Origin of the sequence: Methylobacterium nonmethylotrophicum (genome assembly GCF_004745635.1) — a bacterium.
Lineage (GTDB): Bacteria > Pseudomonadota > Alphaproteobacteria > Rhizobiales > Beijerinckiaceae > Methylobacterium > Methylobacterium nonmethylotrophicum.
Window position 1 is genome coordinate 1 of record NZ_SRLB01000061.1, and the last position, 20,300, is coordinate 20,300.

A 20,300-nucleotide genomic window follows, 5' to 3' on the forward strand; every position below is an offset into this window, starting at 1 on the left:
CACGATGGGGAGGGCAGGCCTACCCTTCAGCGGCCCGAGTCAATCCACCGCCATCCACGCAAAGTGAGCAAGAACCACCGATCCGGGGCAATCCCAGCGTGAGTAAATCTCGTAGACCTTTCCGTCACGCAGGCAGCGACCGCCCGCACTGTGGTTTCAGTCGGCGAACTGGAGGCGCAGAGCACCGTCCGCCCTGCGGCTGGCCGCGAAAGTGTAAGCAGTGCCGCCGCGGGTCGAGAGGCTGAACTGGCACATGTCCGTCCCCTGGATACGATCATAGCCGATGAATTTGGCCTGGGTGGCGACCAAGGGTGGCTGGAGCACGCGCTCACGGTTGGCTTGCGCCAGAACGGCCTGCGCGGCTTGCGGAGAGCGGCAGTACTCGGCGGTGAGGTCGGCCGGCTTGGCCTGTGGGGTGGGAGCCTGGTCGCAACCGGATCGGCAGGTGATGCCGCTGACGACTGGATCGCGCTCACCGGCCGTGCTGACGGCGATGAGAGTTCCACCACGCCGCCATGTGAAGATGCAGTTGGCCGCACCGGTACCGGCGCAAGCCTCCAACTCGGGCCGCCCGATGCATCGACTGTCCCCGCCGCAGGGCTGGGCGTCCGGCGTCTTCGCAGGCTTCCAGTCGAGCGCGATGAGTCTGCTACGGGCGGAGGCGTAGCTTGTGCCCTTCAGAAATGCGGGCAAGCTGTCGACCGTGGCTGCTATAGAGGCAGTGGCGACGACGAGAGCGCTTGCAGTTACGAATATTGAACGGATCATGAAATTCATCCTTCCGAGCCTGTAACCGTCTAGTAGTTCCCCGAGGATCGCGCTGGGGCTATGGCAGCTAGGAAAAAGGTGCGCGTGCGCCGAAAACGCAAAAGTTGGCGAGGCCGGCGGACGATAGAGACCCCGCGCACAAGCCGTCGCTCGTGCGGCGGGCCAGCATCTCCAAAGCGGCCCATCCGCGCTCGAAGCCCAGGGCGTCAAGGCCTCCAGCCAGGCAATAGTCCCAGACCTGCGTTCGGGGCTCCAATTCTGTCGCCGCTGCGATGGCTTCTGTGAGGCTTCCGTGCACAACCGTCTGGTCCAACGTGTCGTAGGGCGGATACCGGAGAAACAGCTTATCGTTCTGGCTCGCTGTGAGGTTAGTAAAGCCGGCGCGCACAATCAGGCGTGGCAGCTCCTCAGCGATCCATTCGCGGCCAAAGCCGCGCTTCGTCCGTCCGATCTCCCAGGCCCACCAGAGGGCGGCAAGTGCGCCGAATTCCTCCGGAGTCAGCCCACTGTCGGGAGTCGCTTGCAGGCGGTTGGCAAGGTTGTTCGGCTCGACGACGAGCAACAATCCTCCTGGCCTGAGCAGACGCCGCGCTGCACGCAGCACTTCCTCAACGTCCGCGATGTGCATGAGCAGCGTCTGGCAGGTCACGAGGTCGAAGGGCGCGTCGAAGGTGGGCATGTCCGTTACGTCAGCGCAGACCGCCGCGATCCCTGGCTGATCGGAGAAGCGACGCTCCAGCGCGGCGATCCATTCAGGCTCGCGCTCGATCAACGTGAAGGTCGCGTCGGGTGCGCAGAGCCCACGAAGAAGGACGGTCCAGTGACCGATGCCAGCCCCGAACTCCAGCACACGGCGGCACGTCTGCAGGGCGTAGCGCTGCTGGAGCAGATCGAGATAGTCCGCATTCCACCAGTGATCGCGATCGTTGGTGAAATGCTCGGCTGAGTGCGGCTGCCGTGTCTCGCTCATCGAATATGCGTCCCTGCCAAACTGATTATCCCTACGCGCCGATGCGCCTGCATTGAGCATGGTCGTGGACAGGCGCTGCCTGCATTCTCGCCTGACGCGGTCTCAGCGCACGGAGCCGCTGGGACCTCCGGCTCCGCCCGTCCCGCCTAGGCCGACTCCGCCTGCGCCCCCGGCGCCGGCTCCCGGCCCGCCGCTCCCGGCCCGCCCGCCCTTTCCGCCGACACCGCCGGCGATGCTCGGCCCATCAGGCGCCCGGTCTCCCGACCCGGTCGCCGCATGGTGCGCCGTGCCGGGATCGAGGGTCGTCACGTAGCTGCTGCAGGCGTTGGGATCGGCCGACGGGGGCGTCGTGCCCGGGCTGCGTAGCAGCGCCGCGCAGGCGCGAGCGAGAGCAGGGCCTGGAACCGCCTCGTCGGCGTCGTCGATCTGGTCCGGCCGGGCTGCCGCTGCGTACAGGTCGGCGCAGTCGGCGGGATGGAAGGCCGGAGCCTTCTGGCGCGCGCCGTCGAGCAGGGCAATGCAGTAGCCACGCAGGCCCTCAGGCTCCGCAGACGCGGCGCGGCCGCCGCTCCAGCCGCCGACGCGGCCGGGCGCGCCGGCCCGGCCGCCGGGCGCGCCCGGGAAGCCGGCTCCGTCGCCCGATCCGGTCCGCACCACGTCGGTGTCATAGGAAGTCCCGGCGGGCCAGGGGGCGGCGACCGCGACGGTGCCGGCGAGCGCCACGCCAGCGGCGGCGAGCAGCAGGGAGAAGGTCTTCATCGGATCTGCCTCACGTCGGAGTTTCACCGTCGAGCGTGCGCCGCCCGGCCCGGGAGGGGTCGAGCGGCGCCGGTGCCTTCCGCGACGCGACGACTGGTACTGCGGAAGGGGAGTGCGGGGAGGTCAGTGAACGTTGCCGCCCTGTCCGCCGGGGCCGCCGACGCCGCCGAAGCTGCCGTTGCCGCCGGCCCCGCCGTTGCCGCCCCGGTTGCCGTAGCCCGCCGCCGAGCCGCCGCCGCCGCCCTGGCCGCCCACACCACCGTAGGAGCCCATGCCGCCCCGGCCGCCGTTGCCGCCCTGGCCGCCATAGGCGCCCGAGCCGCCGCCGCCGCCGCCGCCGCCCGCGCCACCGTACCAGCCGCTGCCGCCGGCCCCGCCGCCACCGCCGCGCCCGCCATAGGACCCGGTGCCGCCCCAGCCACCGCCGCCGCCGCCGCCACCGTAGTAGCCGCTGCCGCCCCGGCCGCCGTTGCCGCCGCGCCCGCCCGTCATGGCGTCACCGCCGCCGCCGCCGGCTCCGCCGTAGCCGCCGTAGTATCCTCCGCCACCCATTCCGCCGTTCCCGGCGATCCCGCCGGCGAAGGCCTGGGGCGCGGCCGCCATCATGGCGACGGCCGACACGATCACGAACAGCGTCTTCTTCATGACAACCTCCTGCAGCGGCACGCGCAGTGCCGGCGTGATGGTGGATCGGGATGGTGGTGGGGCCGCTTTCTGAGCGCGCCGACCCCGTGCGCGGATACGCCGTGACGAGCGTTGTCTTTCCTCGGAGCCGTACCGGAACTTGCACGCATCCTCTGTTTGGAGGAGATCTGCGGGCGGCTTGTCGTGTTCGTTGGGACTAATCTGTTCCTGGTGCACTGAACGAAGTCTGAATGTTAACCATTCTCTTGGTTCAGCTGTATCACCGGTCCGGGCTCGGGCCGGCTTACTGAAACATTCCGGAGAGGCGGGCGAGCGTCTCACTACGGAGGTGTCTACCTAAAGTCGTCGTCGCGATCGCTGTTTGCCCCAGCGGTGAAGTGATGCTGCCAGACTGGTAGATCGTTGCCGTGCCGCCGCGCACACGAGCGTATCCGCCGCTCAGATGCTGTGCGCACTCTGCTACTCTTCGAGTTCACTGGCTCGGTTTTCCGTCCGCGGGCGGCGTTGTTAGACCGTCAGCGGGCAGCGGAGCTGAAGCAGCCAGGGCGCGAAGCCCATTCCCTCGTACAGCGCCAGGGCGTGGCGGTTGAACCCGAAGACCGGCACCTCGATCGCCTCGGCACAGGACGCATACGCCCAGTCCCTGACCGCAGTCATCAACGCCCGCCCGAGGCCCAGTCCGCGATATCCCGGCAGGACGGCAATTTCCGTGAGGATCACTACGCGCTGCGGCCGGTAGGCGAGGCTCTGCGGTGCCTCGCGCAGGACGGCCCGGGCATAGCCTGCAACCTCTCCGGACACTTCTGCCACGTGGACGCGCTCCGCGACCTGGAAAGGTGGGGGTGACCGCTCAGTCGCGCCTGTGATCTCGTCGGCGGTGCGGAAGCGCTCTGGGCATGCTGCGTGGTGGTGGTCCCAAAGGAGCCAGGCGAGGCGCCGCAGGGCAGCCTCGTCCCCGCCTACAGCCTCGCGGATCAATGGCAGCATGTCGGCCTCCAAACTCGATCCGTACCCAGCTTAACGTGCACACGCCACCTCGCCGAGGCGGAACTTGCGGAGACGCGCTGTTTGGCGGGCGACAGCCACACTGGCCTCGCGGCGCAGGTCCTTGACCTCATCCGAGACGGCGGCGCGGGCCGTGTCGCCGGCCAGCCGCTTCTTACCAGCCTCCAGGAACTCCTTGGACTAGCCGTAGTACATCGAGGTGGCGATGCCTTCGCGTCGGCACAGCTCGGCGATGCTGTCCTCGCCGCGCAGGCCCTCCAGCACGGCACGATGCGGATCTTCTCCTCAGCCGAGAACTGGCTGTGGGGCGCGGCGGACGTTCTTGATCACCACCTCTGCCGGGCTCAGCGCCGGCCCGGAAGGCTGGTTCATCTTCCCTCCTTGCCGGCTAAGATGAACCAGCCTTCCTCCGCCCGTGAAGGGCCTCAATCTGTCTCAGTAACTGTGACAGCGAACATTGATTATCGTACACCGAACAGTGCTCTGCTTCTATTCCCAACCATTCGATCAGAAGTAGCATTAAAGTTATAGCAAACCTGCTTGGTCCTACATACGTCACCCCAGCAGCTTGGATCGACTTTAACATACTTACAAACAATACCGACCTGCTCAGTCATAAGTCTAGGCGCATAAGGTGTGCCGATGGGGAGAGCTTGTGCTCCGGTGGAGATTATTGGCGAGAGAAGGAACATGAAGCCAGCGAACTTGAAGATTGCTGAACGCATGGGAGAGCTCCGAGCTAGACTGGATCAAAAGCACGTCTGTGCGGTGTAATTTGCTCACATTAAGCGCTGACGTTAAGTGCTGTATCGCACCACATCTATACGACGGCCCTTCGGTGGTGTCTCCGGCGCTCAACGGTAAGCGTTCTTCCGAGCCCACCTACCGTGATGCATAGTGAGGCGTAATGCTGATGTCCGTGGTTTGATCGCGGGGATCGGCTTGTGTCTGGACTTGAGCATAGATTGGAGCCGCGCCGCCTGGACGTGATCACGGGCGGCAGCGGGCGGCGGGTTTGGTCGGCGGATGCCAAGGCGGCGATCCTCGAGGAGGCCCTCGTGCCGGGGGCCGTCGTCTCGGCCGTAGCGCGCCGCCACGGGGTGACGTCCCAACAGGTGTTCGGTTGGCGCCGGGAGGCGCGCCGCGCCCTTGAAGCGGGGCAGGATCCCACGCCGATGACCTTCGTGCCGGCTATGATCCGGCCGCTGGCGCTGACGCGCAAGAACGCGTTGTTTGCTGGTTTGGACGGCGGCGGGCAGCACTGGGCGGTGATCGCGTCGCTGGTCGAGACCTGCAAGCTGAACGGGATGGAGCCGCACGCCTACCTGAGCGACGTGTTCACCCTCATCGCCGAGGGCCATCCCAACCGCCGCCTCGACGAGTTGCTGCCCTGGGCCTACGCCAGCGAGCAAGACCTCGAAGCTGTGGCCTGGAGGCTCCGCTTACGCTCAACGTGCTGAGGGGCAGGGTAATCAGCAGGCAAGGCCATACATATGGTGCTCGACAATTATCGCACGCGCACCACCCCAAGATGCAAACTTCGCTATATCGCATCGTATGAGGTGTTTCTCCGCACTTCCCTGAACAGGGTAGTGCTGCAAATTCTCATGACGAAAAATTCCAAATAGCAGGAGAGTACTATGTCGCAGTATAAGCGCATCGACATTGTGGGTATTGCGGCTTTGTCTCTGGCAACTTTTGGACTATTTGCGGCTACTCATGCTTCTTCCAAGCCTATATGGGATGATTACGCCGACTATGTCGGGGCGCCGGCCAGCAAAAATCCATCGCGTGTAGGAAATTGTTCGAAGTGGAAGGGGTCGTCTGATTACAAGAAGTGCCTTGGTTATATGTCTATGGCCGGTACGCCGGCGCAGCGAGCTAAATCGTCGCAAAAACTGAGAGCTATGCCAAAGTGCTGGTATAGCGCCCAGATGCATGAACGCGTCTGCGAGGACTACGAGCCGTGAGGGCTCAAGACTCTGGCAGCGGTGCCATCGCACCTAATACCGACGACGTCATGCCCGCAGCGAAGCCATGCACGGACGATCCGTCCAACTCTGGCTTTGACGTCTATGGCGCTGCGCGTGATCACTCCCCAATTCAGTGTCAGACTAACCTCGACAAGCTGATGAACATCCTCGGGCCGAATGCAAAAGCGAAATAATTAGTCACGCCGCTTAGACGCGCAGTGAGAATAACCATCATTGTTGAATTGTGTCAGACAGCTACAGGAGGTTAATTATGATACGGACTTTCTCTGCAGCGACGCTTGCAAGTTTCGTGGCGATGTCATCGGCGTTGGCGTGCGGAGCTGGACCCCCTACTACCGTCATACGTGACGGGGAGGTCTACGAGGTGTACATGCGTTGCGGCCTGCCGCATCCTTCACTCACTCCCGAAGAGCAGCGGGCGCGCGCCAAACAGTTGGAGTACCCGCCTGCGCCCAAGCTCTCCATCATGGAGGACGCTAGTCCGCGCCGGCATCAACGCCGCTCGACAGAATGAGGAGCTGAAGGTCGTGCAGCTTGCAAGCTCGTCGGGTTCACGGGCTGAGGGCGCTATACCGTTCCTTACGACCGAGCGGCTGCTCTTACGGCCATTGTCTCTGTTCGATGCGGAGGCCATCCAGGATCTTTTCCCAAACTGGGAGACCGTCAGGTTCCTGAGTACCAAAGTGCCCTGGCCGTACCCAAGCGACGGAGCTCTGACGTTCATTCGCGATGTAGCCTTGCCTGGGATGGGAGCAGGACGCGAATGGCACTGGTCAATCAGGCTTCGGGAAAAGCCGGATCAGCTAATTGGCGTCGTCAGCCTCATGGACAAGACCAACTGTAATCGTGCGTTCTGGCTCGCTCCTCGTTGGAGGGGGCAAGGGCTGATGCTGGAAGCGACCAACGCTGCCACACGGTACTGGTTTGCTCAGCTCAACCGTCCGCGGCTTCGAGAGCCGAAGGCGGCCATCAATCATCCATCTCGCCGGCTGTCGCGAAATATCGGGATGCGTGTCGTAAAATTTGAAGAGCAAAACTTCGTGATCGGGCGCCTATCGACGGAGATCTGGGAGATTACACAAGAAGATTGGTTTCTATATTGTGCAAATCCGTTTTAGGAATAATGTAATATCAATTATAATTTATGTTAGATACAAACTTTATCCCATATTTCAATAATTTCTGTTTTTAAAACTAAGTTCTGTCAAGTTTATATGCAATTCACGACAATTTTATTATGGAATAATCCAGAAAACAAAATTCAATATTTCAAGTATACTTGGTGATAGCGTCACCGATCACGATTGAGGGGGTCACGATGCGACATGGACCATACTGCACGATGCCTGATGTGAGCGACCCCGAGCTGGCGGCGCACGTGAGCCACGTTTTGCGTTGGGTATGGGACCCGATCGGCCTGGGTGCTCATGGACGGCCAGACGAATACAACGTCTACATTCCCGATCTCGTCGCACTAACGCGCAACACCGGCGTGTACGAGGTCGAGGACACGTTCATCGACCATCTCGCGAGGATCGAAATCGAGACGATGGGTCTGTCGCTGCCGCCAGCCAACCGGACGCGTGCGGCTCGCGCCCTCATCGGCCTGCGCGACGCCTACATGTGGGGGCCAGGCAAGCTCGTCAAGCAATTGTCGAGCCTGGACGGGTTACACTGCGCCTGGGTCTTTGAGATCCGCGGCGGCCTGTACACCTACCGGGAGGGCGTTCTCCGGCACAAGCACAACGATAAGGGCCGTTGGTCGGACTGGGATAGCCCGGGCCGCGGCGAGGCCGGCCTGTATGACAGCGTCGAGGACGTCGAGCGGGAGATGCACGCCGTGATGGGCTGGCTGCACGAGGGCGACCTCGCGGCTTCTGCTATCGATCCTGACTGAGATCCTGTTCATCTCGGCGTTCAAGGTGTGGCAGCAGGGGGGGCGAGACGGACGTGCGCACGGTCGTCGACGTTGTTTACCACGCGGGGGCCGACATCTTCGCCGCCTTTGTCAAGATTATTGGGGCCAAGACTACCAATACAGATGCCGATAATCACGATTTGCTACATGATTCCGGGGTGCGCCAGAGCACATTATGCTCATAAGTGTCTATGATACCTTAAATTGCTGGCTATAAATCACAGCATGCACTAGGAGGTCATCATGGTACTTCGTGCTCTCAGCGTGAGTTGCATTTTCATCGCTACGGCTTTCAGCTCCGTTCCGCTTGCCTACGCTCAATGGACCCCAAATTATCAAAAACTACATACACCTGATTCGTGCACTTTCAGACGAGTTTGTGCATCTTCTATACGCGTTCCCGGTGGTTCTCACGAATTATGCCGCAGCTATACAATAAAGCGTGTCTGTGGGCAGTAGAACTTCGGCGCTGCGGTCGAGGGTGGTCGGCATGCGGTAGTGCATCAGCACCTTCCTGCATGCTAACCACTCTGCCACAAAAAAACGTCAGACGCAGGGTACTAGCTGTATAGGCCGAAGCCGCTGCGAAGTGCAGTGCCTTTGAGGAACCGTTAATCATCCCGTGCCTCACCCGCTGGTGAGCAGCGTCGTGTGTTGGCTCACCATCGTGTGGATACGGCACGACTCGTCAGGCCTTCGGGCCGGCGGGGTTTTGGCCCTCTTCCCCTTCAAGAATATTAATCTAGGTTAACTCGTGATCCGAGGAGTGCGTCGGCCCTTCAGGAAGTCATGGGAGGCACCGATGTCGCCCTATGCCCGCTTCGTCTACCGCGGTGTGGAGGACGGGGCTAAGGCTGTGAACCGTGGCATTGCGCAGGGCTTGCGCGACGCCTTCCCGCTCCCGGACGAGTCGCAAACTCCGGATCGCCTTCGGGAGCTCGCTGCCCTCCTGATCGAGCGGGATGCGCTCGGCCAAGCAGATGGATCAGAGGATACGAAGCCCGTCGATCGGACTCGCCTTGTCCTCGTGCTGGAGGACGACCCGCACATGCGTGAGATGGCCGTGGCGCTCTTGGAAGAAACCGTCTTGGACGTGGTCGTCTGCGAGACGGGAGAGGATGCGGTGGCGCTACTGAAGAAGCGAGACGGCGATGTCGCGATGAGCTTTACTGACGTGCAGCTGTCCAGCTCGATGGATCGCGTGAGCCTCGCGCGATTAGTCGCAACCTTCTGGCCGAAAATCCACCTTGTGGTCACATCCGACCAAGCTGAAGCACCTTTCGAGAAACTATCGAGCGAGATCGTCTTTCTACAGAAGCCTTGGCGGGCTCTCAACGTGTCGGTGCTGGTCGGTCGCGCCGTACGTCATCCGGCCTTGCCAGTCAGGTGACCTTAGGGGATCTGCATCCCAGATCCGACAGCGCTACGTCTCCTAGCGTCAAGCCGATGATCGCCCCCGCCATCGAGCTAACGTCCAGGCCGGGCCGGCGCAGTCTGAACACCTCCACCAAAACCTGGCCTGCCACGTTTCTCAGCAATACACCCTTCAGCCTGCAGCCGGGCGAGTAGCTGACGGGCATGCTCCTGGGCCGCAGCGTCCCGCTTCTGCTCGTCGAAGCCGTGCGCGAACATCGGCAGCAGCCGGCTCGTCGCCCGTTCCATCGCCGAGCCCTGCCACAGGATCAGCACCTCGCGGTCGGTCAGGTCCTTCAGGAAGTACCAGAGCGTCAGCATCACGCTCAGCGCAGACCGGTTCTCCCATCCGGTGATCACGCCCTTCCCGATGCGCTCGACCCGGCGCAGGAGGGCGTGCTGCTTCTTCGCGACGAGGTCGCTGAAGGGCTCGAGGCAGGCGGCCTGAAGGTCGGCGCGAAGCGCCGCGATATCGGCCTCGGCTCTCGCCGCCTGGTCTGGATCGGCCGGGGCGAACACGCTGGGTGCCGCGGTCAAGGCACACAGGAGGTAAGCCGGGATCGCGAGCTCGATGCGCTGACGATCGGACAGAGAAGGCATCGCGGCATGAAGTGGCTGATGGTCGACGTAGCGGCCCACATACCTCCCTAGCGCCCTCGTCCGCCACGTCGCGCAGGCGGCGACCACGGCCTGCGAATGTGCTGGCCCCGCACTGCCCGGTCGAACACATCGAGTAGGCGGCGCTCACCCGGTGGCCACCAGCGATTGTGTCAACAAGGGTATACCCCAGCGGACAGCGCCGCGGTCGCATGAAATCCTGTCCGCTAGGGTTGATCTCGTTCAACGGACATGCCGATATGCGGACATCATCTCAACGGACGGTTCCACTCCATGTCCCAGGTCATCCTCTACGCCCGCGTGTCGACCGCGGACCAGACGGCTGCGCACCAGCGGATCCAGGCCGAGGCCGCTGGCTTCACGATCGATGCAGTCGTGACGGATGAGGGTGTGAGCGGCGTCAGTACCCGGCTCGCCGATCGGCCGCAGGGGCGCCGGCTGTTCGACATGCTCCGGCGCGGCGACGTGCTGGTGGTCCGGTGGGTCGATCGGCTCGGCCGCGACTATGCCGACGTGTGCGACGTGATCCGCGAGCTGATGAAGCGTGGCGTCGTCATCAGGACCGTCATCAACGGGCTCACCTTCGATGGCGCCACGAAGGATCCTATGCAGCAGGCCGTGCGCGACGCCTTGATCGGCTTCATGGCTGCGACGGCGCAGGCGCAGGCCGAGGCGACCCGCGAGGCGCAACGCGCCGGCATCGCCCACGCCAAGGCCCGGGAGGACGCCTATCGGGGCCGCAAGCCGTCCTACACCCGCGCCCAACTCGATGTAGTGCGTGCGCAGCTCGCCCAGGGCATCAGCGTCTCCGCCGTCGCCCGGGACGCCGGCCTGAGCCGACAGACCATCTACCGCATCCAAGAGGACCCCGCAGAAGCCGAAGCCGCACTCGCCCGGTGGAGTGCATGATCGTAATCCGCGTGGCGCCGAGCTGGCGGCCGGCCTCGACCGGCGAGGGATCACCACACCCCGAGGCGCGGCCTGGATCCCAACGGCAGTGCGGAGGGTGCTGGAGCGGATTGAGGGCTGAGCCGCCCCTGGCCAGAGGGGCGCCTGTAGCCCTGGAGGACGAGAAGCACCGGGCACGATCCGGCGCCTCGCCGAGCGCGTGGGGCCGGTGCAGGGTGACGTGACCTTCACCGCCACCAGATGGCCGGTGTACCTCGATACGCTGTTATGATATACTGATCTTCAGAATTTTTCCAAAACATAAATGTCGGATACTGTAGTAGAAAATGCGCATGTTTCCCAGAAAAACACCCATCCGTCTTGCTTATTCTGTGAAGTTGACGGATCTTGTTGTTAGGCTTCGCCGCAGGCGAAGCCGGGCAGCGAGGCCTTAAAGGGATGAGGCTGGGGTGGCTGGTCCGAGCCGCCCCTCGCTGTCACGCAATCTCAGAGAAGCCGGACACGGTGTTAGGGCTGATAGGTTGTCTCGAGAGGGGAGAAGCGGGACTAACGGATCGTCGTGGTGGATGAGGAGGACACGCTTTAGGTTGACCAGTGGACCTCAAGCTTCACCCGAGATGCTCCGTGACCCTGGCACACGCGCTCGAGCGCATCATCACCGAATAACCCCCTCGCGAAAGGTGAGCCCTTCGCGGGCCATGTGCTGGGAGATGTGATCAGGGGCGCTGCCCGTCAGGAAGTCGCTGGCGCACTCGGCTCGGGAAACAGCGATCTCCTGGTCAAGGGTAGTCCAGGGCAAGGGATCTGGGCCGAAGTTCCATGGCTCTCCGTCTTCGATCCGCTCGTCACCCGCACGGCGACCCAGGGCTACTACGTCGTCTACCTCTTCCATGCGCGCGAGAGGCTCGTTCACCTGTCCCTCAATCAGGGTACGACCGAGGTCCTGCGGGAGTTCAGGGGTAGCGCGAACCAGGTGCTCACGGAGCGCGCTGTCTTTGTGCGGCGGCGCCTCGCTGATTTCGCTCCCCGCCTGCCGGTTCACGCGATCGACCTCGGGTCGGACAGGCCGTTGCCGAGCGGCTACGCGGCCGGACACGCGATGGGGATGACCTATCGCTCGGGTGCCATGCCGGACGAGACAACCCTGCGCCACGACCTGCAGACGATCGTGGCCGCCTATCGCGCCCTGACCTTTCGGGGCGGTCTGACCACGTCGACGAGCTCATCGCCGGACGAGGGTCCGACGGATCTTCTCGAGGAGCGCCGCTACCGCATGCACCGGCGGATTGAGCGCAACCCTCACGCTGCGCGGCGCGCGAAGCAGCACCATGGCATCCGCTGCCAAGCCTGCGACCTCGTCATGGCGGAGCGGTATGGCAGCCCCGGAGAGGACTTCATCGAGGTGCACCACCTCCGCCCCCTGGCCAGCCTGCGCGAGGGCGAGCCAGTGAGGTACGACGTCGCCACGGACTTCGCGGTGCTGTGCCCGAACTGTCACCGCATGATCCACCGTATGGCTGACCCATCGGACCTGGACGCTCTCCGTGAGGTCTTGCACGCGACGTCGTGATCCCCGTCGCGATGGTCCTTACAGTCCAACCTCAGCAGCGAGATTGCGGGCGAACAGCTCGCCGTCGCGGATGTAGCGCCGCACGGTGGTGGCCGAGCGGTGGCGGGTCTGGCGCATGATCACCCGCTCCTCGACCCCGGCCATCGCGGCCGCTGTGGCGAACCCGGCTCGCATCGAGTGCCCGCTGAACGGCGCCGGATCGAGCCCGGCCGCCGCGGCGCGCCGCTGCACGATCTCCGAGACGGCGTCGGTCGAGATACACCTCCCTTATGCGAGGGCCAGGAAGATCCGGAGAGGCGGCGTAGACGCCGTTCTGGGCGTCGAAGCCGCCCGGCAGCCCAGCGTCGAGCGACCGGGCCAGAGTCAATGACCTCGTGAGCTTAGGGCGGGGCCGGGCGGCTGGCCCACCACTTAGCAAACTTGGCCATAGGCCGCCTGTTATCGCGTCAGTCGACCGGTTCCCGAAGAGCCGAAACCGCGCAGCGGGTTCGGGGAGCTGCCGTAGGCGGCGAGTAGGCCGCGACCCGTAGGGTGTTACCCGTTAGCTACCAGATAGCTGTTCCTTCCCTGCCCCATGCTCCCGCTGCAGCAACTCGGTTGCGCGCTCGAAGGCTTCGCCGAACCCCCACCCTTGCGCGTCCGCGATCGCCGTGAAGGCTTCGATCGCCTCCTGCTTGGTCTTGATGTTGAACTGCACGTTGCGGCCAGTGCGGCGGCGGCGCTGCTGTTTGGGCGCAGGTGTCGGCGCAGGCACTTCCGGTTTCGGCTGGGTCTTCACCGGCTCACGGCTCTTGAAGCCGGACGCCTCGGCCGCCTCCTTAGCGACGGAGGGTTTCGGCTTGTTGCCGGCCGGCTTGTCCTTGGGCTTGGTCCAGGCGGCCGGATCGAAGCTCTCCAGCTCGTCCCCAAAGCCAAGCGGTGCGCGTTCCTTGGTGGACATTTACGCCGCCTCGCTCGCGGCTGCGGCCGCCTTTAGTTTCACCACCACCTCGCCGGCGAACTCGCGGGCGTTCTGGATCGCCTTGTCGAGGTTGCTGACCTGAGCACCGGTCAGGTCCGACAGCGTACCGCCAAAATCGAACAGGTCACGGAAGGCGGCCCGCTCCACGATGGCAGTCTCGAAGATCTCAATGCCCCCTGCCTTCAGCTGCTCGGCCACGTTGCGAAGCGCCCGCGACGTGATCGCGGCCCCTGTGCGCGTCAGGACGACTGCATGAGGGATTTTGCGCCGGGACATCTTCTCCTGGTTGCGGATCAGACGGATGGTCTTAGCGCCGCCCTTGGCGTCCATCGAGGAGCCCTGGATCGGGATCACGACCAGGTCGGACATGCCGATGGCGTTCGACACCATCAGGCTGGCCGTGCCCTCGAGATCCACGATCACGAACTGCGAACTAGCCTCGGCCGTCTCGATCGCGTCGACCACGCTGTCCTCGGTTACGTCGCCGACGATGGTGATGGCCTCCGGCTTGCCGGGCAGCTTCGCCCATTGCGAGATCCACCGCTCGGGGTCAGCGTCGATGATGGTGACGGCGGCGCCGCGTGCGGCGAGTTCGGTTGCGAGCAGCAGCGCCGAGGTGGTTTTCCCGGCGCCACCCTTGGGGTTGGCGAAAGAGACAACGGGCATGGGCAATCCGTGGATGGCGTGAAAGGCGAGGAACAAACGAATCAATCACTGAAAGCGTAACAGATAGCTAACGGCTAGAGAAATGGCATCTTGTAGCTACTAGATAGCTAGCTGGTAGCTTCTGAAGTTGCAGGCCGCGCCGCGTGTCGGTGCTTATGCCCCCCGCCGCTGCGCCCGTTGCGGCACAGACGCAACCTACCATTAGCTGGTAGCTACCAGTTAAAAACGCTTCCAAAGGTGGGCGTGCAATCCATCCTTCGTCCGCTTGGCCGTGAGCGACGATATTCGGCCGGGAAGGCCTATCCCGCGTCCCGTATCGCCGCAAACCCTGCCAAAGTTTGACGAACCGTTGCGGTTCATGCCGAATGGCAGCTTGGGCGCCTCGCATCCCGCGAGTCGCTGAGGAGACCACCGCCGCAGCAGTGAGACCCTAGAACGCCAAACGGCCCCACTCCTTGCCGGGAGGGGGCCGTGGCGCCGCCGAAGCGGGCGTATCGGAAAGAGTTTGCACCTCCGATATCGCCAGACACTCCCTCGGGAGTCAAGCTTGAACCTCGGTTCAGGCAACGGTGGTGGCTTGCCTAGTGAACGGAGCGCTTGCCGGCGCATCCGATCGATCCGCTGCGGCCCGAGAGGGCCGAACGATGACGTGTGCCTACCGCCTACCGCGCTCCATCGCGGACAGGCTCGAGACGGCCCTACGCGGCCGGAAGAACGCGGCTGCCTGCCTCGCCCTGGCGCACTTCTTGGCGAGGTACTGGAGCAGCCCCAGGCGGCTCCTGTGCGCGTTCCCGATAGACCGACGCGCGCTTGCCGAGCACGAGGCCCTCGGCCTCACCGAAGCCCGGGTGCGCGGCGCCCTCGCGGTTCTCGTCGAGGTGGGGTTCCTGGCGCGATACGAGCCCGAGGCTGGCAAGCGCTACCAGCGGACGGAGGGCGGACTACAGCGCAGGGCGATCATGCACAGGTTCGGCGAGGAGTACGCCGTCGCCTTCACGGCAGCGAATGCCCGTGCTCAGGCGGCCCGTGGAGCCTCTGCGCCGGCAAGACGGCCGATCCCGCGCCCTGAGCCCCAACGGGTGCCAGCGACCAGCGTCGCAGCCCCCAGGTTCATGCCACCAACCTTAGTCGCCCAAAAGCAAACTTCCCCGGAAAGGGGGGTGATTATGGGCGAGAGAGATCAGCGGAATCCTGCGCAACCCCTTGAGGGTCTGGAAGCCGCGCTCGAACGGCTGCGGCGAGGCATGGGCCTATGACCGGCAGAGCCACGGAACCGTCGCAAGCTCTGCCGAGGGGCAGGGTCGCAGGGTCGGCAGCGGGCATGCGAGATTCGTGCGGGGCGGCCGCGCCGACAGGCTTACTCGCCCACCAGGTAGACGTAGGAGGCGAAGGCTTCCTCCAGATCCTTCGGTTCGATCTGTCCGGCGACCGCTGCTGTGATCAGCGCACCGAAGCCTTCGTGATCCTCGATCTGGAGGTCGAACCCGTTCGCCCGCATGAAGACACCCGCCGCGAAGTAGGCGGTGCGCTTGTTGCCCTGCGCGAAGGCGTGGGCCTTCGCGATGGCCATCAGCAGCGCCACCGCCAGGGTGAGAACGTCCTCCACGCCTTCGTACTCGAAGAGGTTGATAGGGCGTCCGAGCGCGCCATCGAGCTTGCCGCGGTCGAGCACTATAAACGGCTCACCGGTGGCGGCGACCTCGTACTCGTTGATGGCGATGACCGTTTCGGCCGTGACCCACCGGGGCTCACTCGGCGAGCTTGGCACGGATCTTCGGATACCGGGCGACGAGTTCGCGATGCACGGCCGCGGCATCGAAGGTCTCGTCGGGCTGCGGACGCGCCTTGAAGGGCCGCCGCTCGGGGAGCGGCGCCTCCGGCATCGGGCGCAGACCGTCCCTGTCCTCGAACGGAAGTAGGCGCAGATCCTTCGGGCGTGGCGCAGCCATCATCGTGGTCCCTTCACCCCCGAAAGTGAGGAGGGGGGCTCCTCATGTCAATTCGGCCACGTCACATCCGAGCGGGACAGCCCCGCGTCAGCAACGAGGTGCTGGCGGCTCGGGTTGCGGAGACCGTGGCCAACGTTGGCCACGACCTCACCAGCTACTTCGTCGCCCTGGTCGAGATCCACGCCGCCGCCCGATGGCTCTGGCCCGCGCTGGTCGAGCGCCTGGTCACCGAGAGCCTGACTGTCAAGGCGACGCGCAAGCATGGATCCACTTCTGTGGATCGCGCATTAAATGCACAATCGCGCTCGCCGGCATCCTTTTCACCGCAGGGGATCTGGTGCTCGCCTGGCTCGGGTAGAGGCCTGCACTGAGATCAGGAGTTCGAAATGGACGACCTCCTTCATCGCGCGCGGGTCAGGCCTCCGCGGCAGCCGCCCGAGGCATCTCGGCAGGTCTCTCCGCGGCCAGCAGGAGGGCGGTGAACCTCCTGTGGTAGGCATCGATGAGTTCGTTCATGCGTCAAGGCAGCGCGTGGGGCGCCTCGGTCAGCGCAAGACGCATCTCGTCGTTCTCGACAGCGAGGGCGAGCAGATCGGTCTCAGTGCGCATGCATGATCCGGCCTTGGCTCGGATCGGGCCAAGCAGCATCACGGAAGGGAGCGGCAGCCACAAGCAGGTCAGGATGTGGCCGCCGCTCTCGCCGGATCGGGGGGAACCCTGTTCGGCTCAGCGGTAGGGTCGACCATCGAAATTAATGAGCGATCAAGCTGGAGGCGTTCCTTCTACGCGCACGCGAGGCGGGCAGGACGTGTAAGAGGGGGTATGGAAAGCGTTATGGGCCCTGCCGGAAGTCCTCGGAAGTGCTCGCGCGGGGTTCCACGGCGATCGCAGTTGACGGCCAGTTTATCGACCTATGGCAGGGCCTTGCGGCGGCTTGCCTGATCTGCGCTAGACTGCGCGCGCCTGCTGGTGGCTTCCCTCTCCCGGCCCGCTCCCTTCCAGCCTCCGTTGATCACGTTCATGATGCTCGACACCTACACCGTCCAAGACCTCTACATCCTCAAGCGCATCACCGACGAGCAGCTCGACGCAGCCGTCACGGACTTCCTGAACGATCCAAAGCCCGGTCCTCGCCCGCTCGCGGAAGGCGTCGCGATCGACGTCTGCGCGATCATGGCGGCCGACCCTCACGCTCAGGGGATCTTAGCGGCGAGGCACTCGTCCGAAGCGGAGATGCACGCGGTGGTGAAGACGGCGATCCTTCTGGCGCCGGTCGAATGAGCCCCGCGGTCTACCTCCTCCTCGCGGCAGTCCTCGCACTGGCATGCGCGGTGGGGACTATCGTGGCGTTGTGGCGCGCAACCCGACGCCTCAATAACAGGAGGCGTCGGTGAAGGTCTCGTGCGGCGCTCGGTGACGGACGCAGTCAAAGGCTAGTCTATCAGGTCTTCAGGGCGTTCAATGGCGTGGCACTTATATTGCACTGGTCTGTTCCAGTCGTGAGAGGCGGGATGCCACAGCGGAGGCCGTCGGACGGGCGTAGCTGAGCCCGCTAGAGCGCTAGGAAAGCACGCTAGTGACCCACCCGCCCGCAAATCCTAAGCCGCTCGACCTCATCGCCGGAGCCATGCACGAGCACGCTCGCTGGGGAGCCGGATGGTGGCCGGCTTGGGAAGATCTGAACCCGACCGACACGTGGGAGGCCGAGCTGATCCAGCTCGCCTACGAACGGGCGCGCGAGTTTATCGCTCTGACCCGATGGAACGAGGAGTGACCGACGCGACCGTGAACCGCCGCTGCAACCCCCGCTGCTCCTACGACGAGCACGGCCGGGAGATCGCACCACCGACCATGGGCGACGCTCGGTCCGATGGCGAGACCACGGCCGCCGCGACCTGCCATCATTCCAGCTACCGCCTAGGCTGCCTGATAGACCGGTTCCCGGGCGAGCTGCAGATCGTTGCAGCTACCCGGGGGACTCACTCAGCTCTGGTGGCTCTGCTCGATTTGGCGCTTCTCCATGCGCCGCCGCTGCACATGTCGATATGCCCCATACGCACCAGCGATGATGATGAAGGGAAGTCCAGCGCCCGCTATCGGGCCTGGAGCACCACGTGAATGGCCGAACCCCCAACCGTGACCATGACCCTCTGCGGCTGCCGATCCCACACCGAAAGCGCAGAGTGCGGCAGCGGCGAGCACAATCTTAAGATGTTTTGTATGTGTCATATCAATCTCCTTGATTGTTGCATCAATACAAATGCACTATGCGGACATCGCAATTTACTCATATCAATAATCTTCGATCTTATCTCAGACAATTAGTTAAAAACAATTGATGGTTTTTCATCGTTATCGTAGTTATAGCCTGCACATTTGATCAGGTTTTAATCCTTTAGGCGGAGAGTCGATTTCACCAAATGGATGACTGCGAAATAGGTCGATGACGAACCGGATCAGCCCTGCATGCAGTCCGTCGAGTCACTGCCGGGGAGCCACCAGATCGCAGGTCGGGACGTGCCGTGGCCAGATCGGCGCCGGACGAGAAAGGCCCGCCACGGCGGGGATGTGCCGGGCGGGCTTCTTCAATTCAGCGTTGGCTGGGGTGGCGGGTGTCGCTTAGTCGATGACCTCGACGATGCGGTGGCTACGGTCGACCAGTACAGGCTGCTCGTTCACGATGGTGTAGCGATAGCCCGGCCGGACCCGGTACTCAGTAGGAACGTCGTAGTAGGTGACGCCATCTTCGGGGAGGGTCGCGCCGACGGCGAGGCGGCCGTCATAGGGGGCCTGTCGCAAACGCGAACGGCTCCCCGCTTACGGCTCGTTAACCATACCTACCGAGCCTGCCGCCTCCCTCCGGAGCCGGCCCATGATCCTCAACGCCATCGCCCTCAAGCTGAAGCGGCAAGCCCGCGGCGACTTCCGGGGCCGGCACTTCGAGGCCACCCTGATCGTTCAGGCCGTCTCCTGGTACCTGCGCTACGCGCTCAGCTACCGCGACATCGAAGAGATGCTCCTGGAGAGGGGCATGGAGGTCGACCACTCCACCATCAACCGATGGGTGCTCGCCTACGCTCCCGCCATCGAGCGCCGCCTGCGTCAGTTCCGCAAACCGCATTGCGGGTCCGTGCGCGTAGACGAGACCTACATCAAGGTGCGGGGCCAGTGGCGGTACCTGTACCGGGCCATCGACAAGCATGGCGAGGCGATCGACTTCCTGCTCACGGCCAACCGCGACCTCGATGCCGCCAAGCGCTTCTTCCGCAAGATGCTGCAGGATCAGCCGCTTCTGGCGCCTGACCGGATCGGCACCGATGGCGCGGGCCCCTACCCGCCGGCGATCGCTGAGAGCCGCAAGGAGGGGCTGCTGCCACGCACGCCCACCCACCACGTCACCAAGCACCTGCAGCAGGGGATCGAGAGCGACCACTTCCGAGTGAAGCGGGCGATGCCACGAGTGGGCGGGTTCCGCTCGTTCCACACGGCGCGGCGCACGATCCAGGGCTTCGAGGCGATGCTCTGGCTGCGCAAGGGCTTCGGGTTCGCGCGTGTTTGGACCGTGCGAGAGCAGAACCAGCTGCTCGCCACCTGCTTTGGACTTCCCGTCGCGAACAAAGCGTGAAAGCGGGAGCGGGCAGCCCCTTCTGCGGCCTGAACCCGAGTTTGCGACAAGCCCTTCCGTGCCACGCCGGGTCTTCGCACAGCACCGGGGCGCCAGGCGGAACGGCGTGGGCTGCCGGGCCAGCGAGTGCACTAACATTCCACTCGAGCCACCTCGTGGGGGCTGACCAAGCAACGAGAGTTGATCCGATCTAGTACCTTTTGCTAGGACTGTGGTAAGCCGTGCCCAGAAATGAAAGCACAAGCGGCTTGGTGTTTTGCGCGCGGGGGCGTTCGGATGACCACGTACATTTTCAGCAGTCGGATCGGCCAGCGCTTCGCCTTCGACCCGACGCAAGATATCTTGTCGTTTTCCGGGTACTCCGCGGCAAATCTGACGTTTGTTCAGCAAGGATCCGATCTTGTCGTCGGAAATAACGGACAAACCGTCACGCTTGCCAACGTCCTGTTCTCGAGCCTGACTGACGGAAACCTGAGCTTCTCCGGCAGCGTCGCCCATCTCGGCACCAGCGGCAACGATCCCGCCCCGAG

At 63.8% G+C, this 20,300-nt stretch carries 22 protein-coding genes and 4 pseudogenes; 13 read left to right on the forward strand and 13 right to left on the reverse strand.

Features of this window, described 5'->3' with window-relative positions:
* Positions 1-156: 156 nt before the first annotated feature.
* The 6 genes and pseudogenes from EU555_RS34640 to EU555_RS34660 all read right to left on the reverse strand — a co-directional run.
* Entirely contained in the window at positions 157-777 is a 621-nt protein-coding gene (locus tag EU555_RS34640; RefSeq protein WP_135419848.1) for a hypothetical protein, read from the reverse strand.
* A gap of 58 nt (positions 778-835) precedes the next feature.
* Positions 836-1,738, reverse strand: a complete 903-nt coding sequence (locus EU555_RS34645) for a class I SAM-dependent methyltransferase (RefSeq protein ID WP_167858760.1) — start codon at positions 1,736-1,738, stop codon at positions 836-838.
* A gap of 102 nt (positions 1,739-1,840) precedes the next feature.
* Positions 1,841-2,497, reverse strand: a complete 657-nt coding sequence (locus EU555_RS34650) for a translational initiation factor (RefSeq protein WP_135419850.1) — start codon at positions 2,495-2,497, stop codon at positions 1,841-1,843.
* Positions 2,498-2,620: 123 nt separating this feature from the next.
* Positions 2,621-3,142 carry a PE family protein gene (locus EU555_RS36560; protein WP_167858761.1) on the reverse strand — a complete coding sequence of 174 codons (522 nt, stop codon included), beginning with the start codon at positions 3,140-3,142 and terminating at the stop codon, positions 2,621-2,623.
* A 507-nt stretch (positions 3,143-3,649) separates the two neighbouring features.
* Positions 3,650-4,129, reverse strand: coding sequence for a GNAT family N-acetyltransferase (locus EU555_RS34655; protein ID WP_135419851.1), 480 nt, complete (start codon positions 4,127-4,129; stop codon positions 3,650-3,652).
* 102 nt (positions 4,130-4,231) lie between these two features.
* Positions 4,232-4,519, reverse strand: a pseudogene (locus EU555_RS34660) (transposase); the annotation flags it as partial.
* 614 nt (positions 4,520-5,133) lie between these two features.
* On the opposite strand from EU555_RS34660, the pseudogene EU555_RS37825 reads away from it, so the two are divergent.
* The 5 genes and pseudogenes from EU555_RS37825 to EU555_RS34680 all read left to right on the forward strand — a co-directional run.
* A pseudogene (locus EU555_RS37825) lies at positions 5,134-5,313 on the forward strand (transposase); the annotation flags it as partial.
* Between the two features lie 24 nt (positions 5,314-5,337).
* Positions 5,338-5,607 (forward strand): annotated as a pseudogene (locus EU555_RS37830) (transposase domain-containing protein); the annotation flags it as partial.
* Between the two features lie 1,061 nt (positions 5,608-6,668).
* Positions 6,669-7,259, forward strand: a complete 591-nt coding sequence (locus tag EU555_RS34670) for a GNAT family N-acetyltransferase (protein WP_205821058.1) — start codon at positions 6,669-6,671, stop codon at positions 7,257-7,259.
* Positions 7,260-7,492: 233 nt separating this feature from the next.
* Complete coding sequence (locus EU555_RS34675; RefSeq protein ID WP_135419853.1) at positions 7,493-8,038, forward strand: hypothetical protein; 546 nt, start codon at positions 7,493-7,495, stop codon at positions 8,036-8,038.
* 823 nt (positions 8,039-8,861) lie between these two features.
* Positions 8,862-9,449 (forward strand): response regulator, encoded by a 588-nt coding sequence (locus EU555_RS34680; protein ID WP_135419854.1) that lies wholly within the window; start codon positions 8,862-8,864, stop codon positions 9,447-9,449.
* A 77-nt stretch (positions 9,450-9,526) separates the two neighbouring features.
* Here EU555_RS34680 and EU555_RS34685 read toward each other — a convergent pair whose 3' ends face one another.
* Positions 9,527-10,111, reverse strand: a complete 585-nt coding sequence (locus EU555_RS34685; protein ID WP_205821059.1) for a hypothetical protein — start codon at positions 10,109-10,111, stop codon at positions 9,527-9,529.
* Positions 10,112-10,363: 252 nt separating this feature from the next.
* On the opposite strand from EU555_RS34685, the gene EU555_RS34690 reads away from it, so the two are divergent.
* Together EU555_RS34690 and EU555_RS37660 are read left to right on the forward strand one after the other, a co-directional pair.
* Positions 10,364-10,999, forward strand: a complete 636-nt coding sequence (locus EU555_RS34690) for a recombinase family protein (RefSeq protein WP_135419855.1) — start codon at positions 10,364-10,366, stop codon at positions 10,997-10,999.
* A gap of 700 nt (positions 11,000-11,699) precedes the next feature.
* Positions 11,700-12,569 carry an MrcB family domain-containing protein gene (locus tag EU555_RS37660; RefSeq protein ID WP_342636508.1) on the forward strand — a complete coding sequence of 290 codons (870 nt, stop codon included), beginning with the start codon at positions 11,700-11,702 and terminating at the stop codon, positions 12,567-12,569.
* Positions 12,570-12,587: 18 nt separating this feature from the next.
* On the opposite strand, the gene EU555_RS34700 is transcribed toward EU555_RS37660, so the two are convergent.
* The 5 genes from EU555_RS34700 to EU555_RS37575 form a co-directional block, all read right to left on the reverse strand.
* Positions 12,588-12,827, reverse strand: a complete 240-nt coding sequence (locus EU555_RS34700; RefSeq protein ID WP_135419856.1) for a tyrosine-type recombinase/integrase — start codon at positions 12,825-12,827, stop codon at positions 12,588-12,590.
* A 283-nt stretch (positions 12,828-13,110) separates the two neighbouring features.
* Positions 13,111-13,509 carry a stability/partitioning determinant gene (locus EU555_RS34705; RefSeq protein ID WP_135419857.1) on the reverse strand — a complete coding sequence of 133 codons (399 nt, stop codon included), beginning with the start codon at positions 13,507-13,509 and terminating at the stop codon, positions 13,111-13,113.
* Positions 13,510-14,232, reverse strand: a complete 723-nt coding sequence (locus tag EU555_RS34710) for an AAA family ATPase (protein ID WP_342636509.1) — start codon at positions 14,230-14,232, stop codon at positions 13,510-13,512.
* A gap of 1,321 nt (positions 14,233-15,553) precedes the next feature.
* A complete protein-coding gene (locus EU555_RS34720) occupies positions 15,554-15,964 on the reverse strand; it encodes a type II toxin-antitoxin system death-on-curing family toxin (protein ID WP_167858763.1) in 411 nt (136 codons plus the stop codon).
* Positions 15,945-16,079: a hypothetical protein gene (locus EU555_RS37575; protein WP_281041331.1), complete on the reverse strand. Its 135-nt coding sequence runs from the start codon at positions 16,077-16,079 to the stop codon at positions 15,945-15,947. The genes EU555_RS34720 and EU555_RS37575 overlap by 20 nt, the downstream gene beginning before the upstream one ends.
* A gap of 191 nt (positions 16,080-16,270) precedes the next feature.
* Here EU555_RS37575 and EU555_RS34725 point away from each other — a divergent pair, with 191 nt between their 5' ends.
* The 4 genes from EU555_RS34725 to EU555_RS34740 all read left to right on the forward strand — a co-directional run bounded on the left by EU555_RS34725 (position 16,271) and on the right by EU555_RS34740 (position 18,263).
* On the forward strand, positions 16,271-16,516 hold the full coding sequence (locus EU555_RS34725; protein WP_135419860.1) for a hypothetical protein: 246 nt from the start codon (positions 16,271-16,273) through the stop codon (positions 16,514-16,516).
* A gap of 649 nt (positions 16,517-17,165) precedes the next feature.
* The gene (locus EU555_RS34730; protein WP_342636510.1) at positions 17,166-17,426 is read left to right on the forward strand and encodes a hypothetical protein; all 261 of its coding nucleotides are present in this window, start codon (positions 17,166-17,168) and stop codon (positions 17,424-17,426) included.
* A 295-nt stretch (positions 17,427-17,721) separates the two neighbouring features.
* Entirely contained in the window at positions 17,722-17,919 is a 198-nt protein-coding gene (locus tag EU555_RS34735) for a hypothetical protein (RefSeq protein WP_135419861.1), read from the forward strand.
* A complete protein-coding gene (locus EU555_RS34740) occupies positions 17,916-18,263 on the forward strand; it encodes a hypothetical protein (RefSeq protein ID WP_135419862.1) in 348 nt (115 codons plus the stop codon). Before EU555_RS34735 ends, EU555_RS34740 begins: the two co-directional genes overlap by 4 nt.
* Before the next feature lie 501 nt (positions 18,264-18,764).
* On the opposite strand, the pseudogene EU555_RS34745 reads toward EU555_RS34740, so the two are convergent.
* Positions 18,765-18,944, reverse strand: a pseudogene (locus tag EU555_RS34745) (DUF1236 domain-containing protein); the annotation flags it as partial.
* A gap of 73 nt (positions 18,945-19,017) precedes the next feature.
* Here EU555_RS34745 and EU555_RS34750 point away from each other — a divergent pair.
* Both EU555_RS34750 and EU555_RS34755 read left to right on the forward strand, forming a co-directional pair.
* A complete protein-coding gene (locus EU555_RS34750) occupies positions 19,018-19,770 on the forward strand; it encodes an IS6 family transposase (RefSeq protein WP_135419863.1) in 753 nt (250 codons plus the stop codon).
* A gap of 276 nt (positions 19,771-20,046) precedes the next feature.
* A partial coding sequence (locus tag EU555_RS34755; protein ID WP_135419864.1) for a hypothetical protein occupies positions 20,047-20,300 on the forward strand: 254 nt, incomplete at its 3' end.

What these genes read in the sequence shown, in the direction of transcription:
- EU555_RS34640 (WP_135419848.1), bottom strand. Translation starts at nt 777, where the DNA reads ATGAATTTCATGATCCGTTCAATATTCGTAACTGCAAGCGCTCTCGTC.
- EU555_RS34645 (WP_167858760.1), bottom strand. Translation starts at nt 1,738, where the DNA reads ATGAGCGAGACACGGCAGCCGCACTCAGCCGAGCATTTCACCAACGAT.
- EU555_RS34650 (WP_135419850.1), bottom strand. Translation starts at nt 2,497, where the DNA reads ATGAAGACCTTCTCCCTGCTGCTCGCCGCCGCTGGCGTGGCGCTCGCC.
- EU555_RS36560 (WP_167858761.1), bottom strand. Translation starts at nt 3,142, where the DNA reads ATGAAGAAGACGCTGTTCGTGATCGTGTCGGCCGTCGCCATGATGGCG.
- EU555_RS34655 (WP_135419851.1), bottom strand. Translation starts at nt 4,129, where the DNA reads ATGCTGCCATTGATCCGCGAGGCTGTAGGCGGGGACGAGGCTGCCCTG.
- EU555_RS34680 (WP_135419854.1), top strand. Translation starts at nt 8,862, where the DNA reads ATGTCGCCCTATGCCCGCTTCGTCTACCGCGGTGTGGAGGACGGGGCT.
- EU555_RS34690 (WP_135419855.1), top strand. Translation starts at nt 10,364, where the DNA reads ATGTCCCAGGTCATCCTCTACGCCCGCGTGTCGACCGCGGACCAGACG.
- EU555_RS34705 (WP_135419857.1), bottom strand. Translation starts at nt 13,509, where the DNA reads ATGTCCACCAAGGAACGCGCACCGCTTGGCTTTGGGGACGAGCTGGAG.
- EU555_RS37575 (WP_281041331.1), bottom strand. Translation starts at nt 16,079, where the DNA reads ATGCCGGAGGCGCCGCTCCCCGAGCGGCGGCCCTTCAAGGCGCGTCCG.
- EU555_RS34730 (WP_342636510.1), top strand. Translation starts at nt 17,166, where the DNA reads ATGATGCTCGACACCTACACCGTCCAAGACCTCTACATCCTCAAGCGC.
- EU555_RS34750 (WP_135419863.1), top strand. Translation starts at nt 19,018, where the DNA reads ATGATCCTCAACGCCATCGCCCTCAAGCTGAAGCGGCAAGCCCGCGGC.